This is a genomic window from Longimicrobiaceae bacterium (assembly GCA_035936415.1).
GTDB lineage: Bacteria > Gemmatimonadota > Gemmatimonadetes > Longimicrobiales > Longimicrobiaceae > JAFAYN01.
In genome coordinates this window covers 1-9714 of the sequence record DASYWD010000068.1, presented here as the reverse complement: position 1 = coordinate 9714, position 9714 = coordinate 1, and the positions used below count along the sequence as shown (strand labels likewise).

Here is a 9714-nt window from a genome sequence, read left to right as displayed (position 1 = left end):
CATGTGCCCCGCGTCCTCCGGACGCGCCGCCGCTCCCGACACCCGCCCTACAGCGCCAGGCGGAAGCCGATGCTCCCGAAGAAGGTCCCCTGCTTCGGGTCGAAGTCGCTGGCGGTGGGGAACCCCCGGATCGGGGTATCGCCCTGCAGCCACCCCACCTCGGCGGCAAGGGTCGCCACCAGGAGCGAGAAGGAGCCGTTCACGAAGCCGGACCAGCGGTCGTTGTCCACCTCCAGCCCGGAGAAGCGCGCGAAGCAGTTGCCCGTGGCGCCCGCCGGGCAGCGGGTGCGGAAGCCGAACGAGGCGTCGCTGGAGAACCGGTCGTACCCCACTCCCGCGGTCAGCCCCAGCCCGAACAGCCGCTTGCTGACCGCGCCCCGGGAGCTCCAGCCGACGAGGTCCACCGAGAACTCCCCCGGGTCGCCGCCGCCCATGCAGGCGCCGGCCTGCGCCGTGTACCCGTCCCTCTGCTCCGTGATGCCCCCCAGCAGGGGCTCGGCGCAGACGTCGCCGTACGAGACCGTCCCCAGGCGGTGGTACATCAGCGAGACGGATAGGCCGGGCGTGATGAACGACTCGCGCAGCAGGCCGAGCCGCGCGCCGACGCCGTAGGAGAAGTCCGGCGTGTCGTCCGAGAAGCCGCTGACGTCGAAGCTCCCCAGCGGGATCCAGGTGGCGCTCCCCAGCACGTCCACCGCCCCCACCCCGCCCACCGTGGGCGCGAGGCTGACTCCCGGGTACACGCCCACCGACGCGGTGCCGGAGAGCGCCGGGACCGGGATCCCGGCCGCCCGGCTGAGCGTCTGCGCGGCGCCCCCGGCGCTTCCGGCCAGGATGTCCGGGAGGCGGACGAACACCAGGTTCGCCTTGGCCGTGGCGCTCACCCGCGGAACGATGCCGAGGCGGATCCCGCCTGCGCTCGCGGTCCCGAGGGTGGGGTTGCCGCCGGTGAGGACGATGCCGAGCTGCGGCTGCGCCGACTCCACCGCCTGCGCGACGGTGAAGCAGGTGGCGCTTGCCGAAGCATCGGAGATCGACTCGCACGGCGCGGAGATCCCCTGGGCGAGCGCGGGCGCGGCGGAAAGGGCCACCGCGGCCGCGGCGCAGCCGATATGCTTGATCATCTCGTGTGTCAGTCGAGGACCGTCTTCCGCTCGCCGGGGACGATCTCCCCGGCGATCCAGGCGCTCTCCCCCGCCCCGTTCAGCTCGCGCACCAGCGCGTCCGCGCGGTCGGCGGGGGCCACGGCCACCATCCCCACGCCCATGTTGAAGGCGCGGAACATCTCCTCCCGCTCCACGCCGCCCTCGCGCTGCAGGACGCGGAAGACGTTCGGCACCTCCCACGAGGCGGTGTCGAAGCGGGCGTCCACGCCCTCCGGGAGGACGCGGGGGACGTTGTCCACCAGCCCGCCGCCGGTGACGTGGGCGAGCCCGCGGACCTCCCCGCGCCGGATCGGCGGGAGGAGCGCGCGGAGGTAGGAGCGGTGCACGCGCAGGAGCACGTCGGCGACGGTCTCCCCCTCTCCGGGGAACTCCGAGTCCACCGCGAGCCCCATGCGCTCGAAGACCACCCGCCGGGCGAGCGAGTAGCCGTTGGTGTGCAGCCCGGACGAGGCCAGGGCGACGATGGCGTCGCCGGGGCGGATCCCGGAGCCGTCGATCACCCCGTCCTCCTCCACCACGCCGACGATGGTCCCGGCGATGTCGTACTCGCCCGGGGCGTAGAAGTCGGGCATCTCCGCCGTCTCCCCGCCCAAGAGCGCGCACCCGTTGGCGCGGCAACCGCGGGCGACGCCCTCCACGACCGCCTCCACCGTACCCGGCTCCAGCCGGCCCACGCCCACGTAGTCCAGGAAGAAGAGCGGGCGGGCGCCCTGTACCAGGACGTCGTTGACGCAGTGGTTGACCAGGTCCTCCCCCACCGTGCCGTGCCGGCCGGCGAGGAAGGCGATCTTCAGCTTGGTCCCCACGCCGTCCGTGCTCGCCACCAGCACCGGCTTCCGGACGTCGCCGGGGACGCGGTACAGCCCGCCGAAGGAGCCCAGCTCGGAAAGGGTGTCGGCGGTCGCGGTGGAGCGGACCAGCTCCGCGACGCCGCGCATGGCGCGGTGCGCCGCGTCGATGTCGACGCCGGCGTCGCGGTACGACAGCCCGGAATCAGACACCGGCGCCGGCCTCCAGCGGGAGCTCGAACATGGTCATCTCGCGGAAGTGCCGCACCCGCTCCTCGATCTCCTCGGGGGTGAGGTCCTTGAGGCGCTCCACGGAGAAGCGCTCGCAGGCGTAGGAGCCCAGCACCGAGCCGTAGATCACCGCCCGGCGCAGGTCGCCGTCGTCATGGCGGCCGCACCCGGCCAGGTGCCCCATGAAGCCGCCCGCGAAGGAGTCGCCGGCCCCGGTGGGGTCGAACACCTCGTCCAGCGGGTACCCGGGCGCGAAGAAGACCGAGTTGGGGGTGAAGAGCATCGCCCCGTGCTCGCCCTTCTTGATGATCAGGTAGCGCGGCCCCTGCGACTGGATGAACTTCGCCGCGCGGGCCAGGTTGTGGTCGCCGGAGAGCTGGCGCGCCTCGGCGTCGTTGACCAGGAGCAGGTCCACCCGCTTGAGCAGGTCGAGGAGGCGGTCGCGCTTGATGTCGATCCACAGGTTCATGGTGTCGCAGGCCACGAACTTGGGGCTGCGCACCTGGTCCAGGACTCCGAGCTGCAGCTCCGGGTCGATGTTCCCCAGGAACACCCACTCCGCGTTGCGGAACTCCGCGGGGATCTTGGGCGCGAAGTCGGCGAAGACGCCCAGCCGGGTCTCCAGCGTCTCGCGGCTGTTCAGGTCGTAGCTGTAGACGCCGGACCAGCGGAAGCTTTCCCCGGGTGCCCGCTCCAGGCCGCGGAGGTCCACCCCCCGTTCGGACAGGAAGCCGAGCGCGTCGGTGGGGTAGTCGTCGCCGACCACGCCGACGAGCTGTACCGGGCAGAACAGCGACGCCGCGGCGGAGAAGAAGGTGGCGGAGCCGCCGAGGGCGTCGTCCGCGCGGCCGAACGGGGTCTCGACGGTGTCGAGGGCGACGCTGCCGACAACGAGAAGGGACATGGTAGGCTGCTGGGATTCGGGGCTAGAGGATCTCTTCGGAACCTTCGGACGGGCTCTCCGCCTCGGCGCGCTCCATCCGCTCCGGGGCGGTGATCCCCAGGAGGGTGAGGCCGTTGCGGAGCACCACCTGGATGGCGCGCGCCAGGACCCTGCGGGCGCGCGCGACGTCCTCGGGGACGCCCACCACGCGCAGCTGCGGGTCGCGGTTTCCCGCGTGGTACCACGAGTTCACGGCGCCGGCCACCTCTTCCAGGTACTCGGTGACGGCGTGCGGCGCATGCGACTCGGCGGCGGCGTCCACGGTCTCCGGGAAGCGGAGCAGGAGCTTGGCGAGGTCGGTCTCCGCGGGGTGCGTCAGGAGCGACAGGTCCGCGTCTTCGGCCGACACCTCGCCCGCTTCCACCCCGGCGCGCCGGAAGATGGAGGCCATGCGGGCGTGTGCGTACTGGACCTTGTAGACCGGGTTGCGGTCGGACTGCTCCAGCGCCAGGTCCAGGTCGAAGGTGAGCTGCGACTCGGGGCGGCGCATGAGGAAGAAGTACCGCGTGACGTCCACGCCGGCCTCGTCGTAGAGGTCGCGGAGGGTGACGTAGTCCCCGGCGCGCTTGGAGAACTTCACCTCCACGCCGCCGCGCATCACCAGCACCATCTGGTGCAGCACGTACTCCGGGTACCCTTCCGGGAGCCCCAGCGCCCGCAGCCCGGCGCGGACGCGCGCTACGGTGCCGTGGTGGTCGGCGCCCTGCACGTTGATGGCGCGACGGAACCCGCGCTCCCACTTGCTGACGTGGTACGCCACGTCGGGGAGGAAGTAGGTGGGGTGGCCGGTGCTCTTGACCATCACCCGGTCCTTGTCGTCCCCGAACTCCGTGGTCCGGAGCCAGAGCGCGCCGTCCTTCTCGTAGACGAGCCCGGTCTCCCGCAGCCGCTCGATGGCCTGCTCCACCTGGCCCGAGGTGTAGAGCGACGACTCCAGGAAGTACTCGTCGAAGTGGACGCGGAAGTCGCCCAGGTCGCGGTTCTGCTCCTCGCGCAGCACCTGCACGGCGAACCGGCGCATGGTGTCAAGCGCCTCTTCGCCCGCGTCGCCCCGGAACCGGTCGCCGTGCTCCTCCGCGAGCCGCGCCGCGATCTCGCGGACGTAGCTCCCGTGGTAGCCGTCCTCCGGGAACTCCACCTCCTCGCCCAGGTGCTGCTGGTACCGCGCCCAGACGCTGCGCGCGAGCCGCATGATCTGCTCGCCCGCGTCGTTGTAGTAGTACTCGCGGTGCACCTTCCACCCGGCCCACGCCATGAGCTCGGCGACGGCGTCGCCCAGCGCGGCCTGGCGCCCGTGTCCGATGTGCAGCGGTCCGGTGGGGTTGGCGGAGACGAACTCGATGTTGACCGGCTGCCCCTGCCCCGTCTGCGACCGGCCGTATTCGGAGCCGCGAGCGAGGACCTCCGCCAGGCCGCGGTGCAGGTAATCCTCCGACAGGCGGAAGTTGATGAAGCCGGGCCCGGCCACCTCGGTGGCGCTGACGCCGGCCGCCGCCCGGTCGATCCGCTGGACGATCTCCTCGGCGATCTGCCGGGGGGGGCGGCCGAGCGGCTTCGCCAGCGTCAGGGCGACGTTGCTCGCCCAGTCGCCGTGCTCGGGGTTGCGCGGGCGGTCCAGGCCGACCTGCGGGTCGTCCACCCCCATCGCGGCCAGGACCCGGGCGATCTCGCCGCGGAGCTTCTCGACGGGCATCTATTCGCCCGCGCTTCCGCTGGCCTTCGCGGACGACCCGCCGGACGGCTTGCTGCCCCCGGACGGCTTGGAATCGGACGCCGACGAGGGCTTGGACTCCGACGACGAGCCGGAGCCGCCCCCCTCCGAGGATGCGGCCTTCTTGTAGCTGTCGCTCCGGTAGTCCGTGATGTAGAAGCCGGAGCCCTTGAAGAGGAGCCCCGCGCCCCCGGAGAGGCGGCGCTCAGAGGCGGTGCCGCAGGCGGGGCACTCGGCCACCGGCTGGTCGGACATCCGCTGGAACTTCTCGAACTCGTTGCTGCAGGACGGACAGCGATATTCGTACGTAGGCATACGGTGCGTCTGCTACGATCTCGGGTGCTGATGCATTCTGGTGGCAAACCCGCGTAAAATAACCCGGCGCTCCCCGGTGGGCAACGCCGGGCAGGTCCGCTGTCGGAGCGCCTCATGGCGGATTCGGAGCGACGATCGGGGCAAGCCGGCCCGGGGATGTCCGGGCGGCCGTGCGGCCCTACGCTGGCCGGTAGACGCCCCACTCCTCCCGGAGCGCGTCGCTGATCTCACCCAGGGTGCACATCGCCTTCACCGCGTCGATGATGCGCGGCATCAGGTTCTCCGTGCCGCGCGCGGCGGAGCGGATCGCCTCCAGGCGCGCGCGCACCTCGGCGTCGTCGCGTCCGGCGCGCACCGCGGCCAGCTGCGCGCGCTGCGACCGCTCCAGCGCGGAGAAGTCCGGCTGACCCAGCTCGACAGGCTCCTCCGCCGTCTCGAAGCGGTTCACGCCGACGATGGTCTTGTCGCCCTGCTCCACCGCGATCTGGTGCTCGTACGCGGCGCGGTGGATCTCCTCCTGCATGTAGGCGATGGCGTTCGCGGCCCCCCCCATCTCGTCGATCTGCTCCAGGTACTCCCGCGCCTTCTCCTCCACCGCCGTGGTCAGCGACTCCACGAAGTACGAGCCCGCGAGCGGGTCCACCGTGTCCGCGGCACCCGACTCGTACGCCAGCACCTGCTGCGTCCGCAATGCCAGCGTGGCCGCCTGCGCGGTGGGGAGCGACAGCGCCTCGTCGTAGCCGTTGGTGTGCAGCGACTGCGTCCCGCCGAGCACCGCCGCCAGCGCCTGCACCGTCACCCGCACCACGTTGTTGAGCGGCTGCTGGGCCTGGAGCGTCACCCCGCCCGTCTGGGTGTGGAAGCGCAGCTTGCACGACTCGTCCGAGGCGCCGAAGCGCTCGCGCATCACCCGCGCCCAGAGGCGGCGCGCGGCGCGGAACTTGGCGATCTCCTCGAAGAGGTCGTTGTGAGAGGCGAAGAAGAAGGAGAGGCGCGGCGCGAAGCGGTCGATCTCCAGCCCCGCGCCCAGCGCCCGCTCCACGTACTCCACCGCGTCGGCGAAGGTGAAGGCGATCTCCTGCGCGGCGGTGGAGCCGGCCTCGCGGATGTGGTAGCCGGAGATGGAGATGGTGTTCCAGCGCGGCACCTCCGCGTTGCAGAACGCGAAGATGTCGGTGATGAGGCGCAGGCTGGGCTCGGGCGGGTAGATATACGTCCCCCGGGCGATGTACTCCTTGAGGATGTCGTTCTGGATGGTGCCCGAGAGCTTGTTCCGGGGGATCCCCTGCTCGTCGGCCACCGCGACGTACAGCGCCAGGAGCGTGCTCGCCGTGGCGTTGATGGTCATGGAGGTGGAGACGCGGTCCAGCGGGAGGCCGTCCAGCAGCTTCCGCATGTCCGCAAGCGTGTCGATCGCCACACCCACGCGCCCCACCTCGCCCTGCGCCATTGAGTGGTCGGAGTCGTACCCCATCTGCGTGGGGAGGTCGAAGGCGGTGGAGAGCCCCGTCTGCCCGGCCTGCAGGAGCAGCTTGAAGCGGGTGTTGGTCTCCTCGGCGGTGCCGAAGCCGGCGTACTGGCGCATGGTCCAGAAGCGCCCGCGGTACATGGTGGGTTGGATCCCGCGGGTGAAGGGGTGCTCCCCCGGGTACCCCAGGTCGCGCTCGTAGTCGAGTCCCGCCACGTCGTCCGGAGTGTAGAGGCGCTCCACCTCGACGCCGCTGGTGGTCTCGAAGCGCTCGCGCCGCTCGGGGTGCTTCGCCAGCACGGGGGCAACGGCGCGCTCCGTCCATACCGTCTTGCCGTTCTCCACGGGACCCGCCGTCCCGGAGTTCTCGCGGATGTCGGGGACCACCTGCGTGTCGCTCATGTCGAAATGAAGTGCGTGAGTTCGAGAGTGCGGAAGCGCGAAAGTACGGCTCCGGCCCCGGCCCGGAAAAGATAACGCCGACGGACGCGCGGGGCATCCGTCGGCGCCGTCACCGGCGAGCGCGCGGGCGGAAGGCTCAGTTGATGCCCTCGACGTCGCGTGCGGCGCGCTCCAGAATCTCCTGCACCCGCCGGACCCACTGCTCGTCGCCCTGGTGCCGCATCCCGGCGCGGAAGGTCGCCCGGCCCAGGTTGCCGAAGGCGCGCCCGAGCCCGGACATCGCCGGGCCGAAAAAGAACGACGCGAGCTCGTCCACCCGGCCGAAGATGTCGTCCACGGCCGAGCGGTTCTCCTCCAGGTGCCGCCTCCCCTCCTCAGTGATCTCGTAGACCTTCCGGTTCCCCTCCTCCGTCCGCGCCCGCGCGTACCCGAGGTCCTCCAGCAGGGAGAGCGTGGGGTAGACGGTCCCCGGGCTCGGCGAGTACGCGCCGCCCACGCGGTCCTCCAGCTCCTTGATGATCTCGTACCCGTGCCGGGGCTTCTCCGCCAGCAGACTGAGGATCACCAGCTTCAGGTCCCCGTGGCCGAAGACCCGGCCCCGCCCCGGCCCCGGCCCCCAGGGCCCGCCCGGGCCTCCGAACCCGAAGCCGCCCATCGGGCCCGGGGGGAAGCCGAACGCCCCCCACGCCCCGGGGCCGCGCCGCCGCGGCCCGCATCCGTACGGTCCGAACATGCTCCCTCCTTGGTGAGGTTCCCCCGCCGATCCAGGTCGGCAGTCAAGATATAACTTTCGATATATCGGAGCACAAGATATATCGCGAGATACATCGGGCCGATCGGGTCCGGGCAAGAGAAACGCCAGCGGATCCCGTGGATCCACCGGCGCCCCGATCTCCGCCCCGTCCGGATGCCCGCTTCTATTCGAGCACGATCAGCGTGGCGCCCTTCTCCACGGTCTGCCCGGCCTGTGCCTCGATGCGGGCGACCACTCCGTCCGCGGGGGCCTTCAGCTCGTTCTCCATCTTCATGGCCTCCACGATCACCACCCCCTGCCCCGCCCGAACCTGCTGCCCGACCTCGACCTCGACCCGCACCACCAGCCCCGGCATGGGCGCGGCGATGGTCTTCTCCGCCTCCAGGTCGGCGCCGCCGGTCATCTCGCGGATGGCGCGCGTCCGCTCGTCGATGGCGTCGGCCGTGAGGCGGGTGCCTTCCACGCTGATCTCCCAGCGGCCGCGGCGCTCGCCGGCCTGGGCGACGAACGGATGGGACCGCCCGTCCACCAGGAGGTTGCGGACCGGGGTGCCCGGGAGGGCGGCCATCTCGGCGTGCACCGGGGTGCCGTCGACGACGGGCGTGGGGCCGGTGAGGTCCACCTCGATCTCGCGGCCGGCGATGGTTACGAAGTATCGCATCTCGGCGATTCAGCTTTCTGTTGAGGACAGTACCACGACGCTCTCGACGTGCGCCGTCTGCGGGAACAGGTCGAACGAGCGGACGCTCTCCACGCGGAACGGCTCGCCCAGGCGGCGGAGGTCGCGCGCGAGCGTCGCGGGGTCGCAGGACACGTAGACGATTCGGCGCGGCGGGGCCGCCGCGAGCGCTTCCGCCACCTCCGGCGCCACCCCGGCGCGCGGCGGGTTCAGGATCACCAGGTCGGCCGGGAGGTGCTCCGGGAGCAGCGCCTCCACCGGTCCCTCCACGAAGGCGGCGCCCTCGGGGGCGCTCCGCTGCGCCTCCGCGACGGCCTCCGGGTCCAGCTCGATCCCGACGACGCTCGCCCCCGCGCGCGCGAGCCGGCGCGCGTGCAGCCCGATCCCGCAGTAGGCGTCCACCACGCGCAGGCCGGCGGGGTCCCCGATCCGCTCCATCACGTGCGCCTCCAGGAGCGCGGCGGCGCCGCGGTTCACCTGCAGGAAGGCGGCCCCGCTCAGCTCCACCGTCTCGTCGCCCCAGGTCTCCGGGAGGCCGGGGGCACCGGCGATCAGCGTGGGCGACGCCGCGCCGGGCCGGTGCCAGACGGCGACCAGCCCCGGGACGGCGTCCAGCAGCTCCTGCGGCCGTCCGGGCGAGAATCCGCCCTCCACCAGGAGGGAGACCTCGCCCCCGGCGCTGGCGCGCAGCGTCAGCCGGAGCTGGTCGCCGGAGGGGAGGCGGCGCGCCTCGGGGCCCCAGCTGGCGCGGACCGAGTCCCAGACGCGGGCGATGGGCTCCTCGGGGAGGAGGCAGCGGCCGTCCAGGTCCACGATGCGGTCCGGATCGCCCAGCGCGTGGAAGCCCGCGACCACCTCGCCGCGCCCGAGCCTGCGCAGCGCGAAGGAGACGCGGTTGCGGTAGCGGTGCTCCGACGGCGAGGGGACCACCTCCGGCGGCTCCGTGGGGATCTGGCCGATGCGGGTGAGCGCGTCCGAGACGATGCGGCCCTTGGCGCGGAGCTGCGCGTCGTACGTAAGGTGCTCCAGCGTGCACCCGCCGCACTCGGCGTAGAAGGGGCACGGCGCCTCCCGCCGGTCGCCGGACGGCTCCAGCACGCGCAGCAGGCGCCCCCGCGCCCAGCGGTCGCGGCGCTCGGTCAGCGCCACCTCCGCCAGGTCGCCGGGGGCGGTGCGGTGCACGAAGACCACGCGCCCGTCGGCGAGGCGCCCGACGCCCTCGCCCCCCGCGGCGATGGAGTCGATCCGCACCTCGGC

General features: G+C 72.2%; 9 protein-coding genes. All 9 read right to left on the bottom strand.

Annotation, left to right across the window (positions count from 1 at the left end):
• Positions 1–47: 47 nt before the first annotated feature.
• The gene (locus VGR37_03120; GenBank protein ID HEV2146385.1) at positions 48–1124 is read right to left on the bottom strand and encodes a hypothetical protein; all 1077 of its coding nucleotides are present in this window, start codon (positions 1122–1124) and stop codon (positions 48–50) included.
• An 8-nt stretch (positions 1125–1132) separates the two neighbouring features.
• Positions 1133–2167: a phosphoribosylformylglycinamidine cyclo-ligase gene (gene purM, locus VGR37_03115; GenBank protein HEV2146384.1), complete on the bottom strand. Its 1035-nt coding sequence runs from the start codon at positions 2165–2167 to the stop codon at positions 1133–1135.
• Complete coding sequence (locus VGR37_03110) at positions 2160–3089, bottom strand: PfkB family carbohydrate kinase (protein ID HEV2146383.1); 930 nt, start codon at positions 3087–3089, stop codon at positions 2160–2162. Before VGR37_03110 ends, purM begins: the two co-directional genes overlap by 8 nt.
• A 22-nt stretch (positions 3090–3111) precedes the next feature.
• Positions 3112–4821, bottom strand: a complete 1710-nt coding sequence (gene argS / locus VGR37_03105; protein ID HEV2146382.1) for an arginine--tRNA ligase — start codon at positions 4819–4821, stop codon at positions 3112–3114.
• Positions 4822–5154 carry a zinc ribbon domain-containing protein gene (locus VGR37_03100; GenBank protein ID HEV2146381.1) on the bottom strand — a complete coding sequence of 111 codons (333 nt, stop codon included), beginning with the start codon at positions 5152–5154 and terminating at the stop codon, positions 4822–4824.
• Between the two features lie 178 nt (positions 5155–5332).
• The gene (locus VGR37_03095; GenBank protein ID HEV2146380.1) at positions 5333–7024 is read right to left on the bottom strand and encodes a methylmalonyl-CoA mutase family protein; all 1692 of its coding nucleotides are present in this window, start codon (positions 7022–7024) and stop codon (positions 5333–5335) included.
• A 136-nt stretch (positions 7025–7160) separates the two neighbouring features.
• A complete protein-coding gene (locus VGR37_03090; protein ID HEV2146379.1) occupies positions 7161–7757 on the bottom strand; it encodes a PadR family transcriptional regulator in 597 nt (198 codons plus the stop codon).
• A gap of 184 nt (positions 7758–7941) precedes the next feature.
• Positions 7942–8439: a biotin/lipoyl-containing protein gene (locus tag VGR37_03085; protein ID HEV2146378.1), complete on the bottom strand. Its 498-nt coding sequence runs from the start codon at positions 8437–8439 to the stop codon at positions 7942–7944.
• Between the two features lie 9 nt (positions 8440–8448).
• Positions 8449–9714, bottom strand: a 1266-nt coding sequence (locus VGR37_03080) for a class I SAM-dependent RNA methyltransferase (GenBank protein ID HEV2146377.1), incomplete at its 5' end; no start/stop codon positions are given.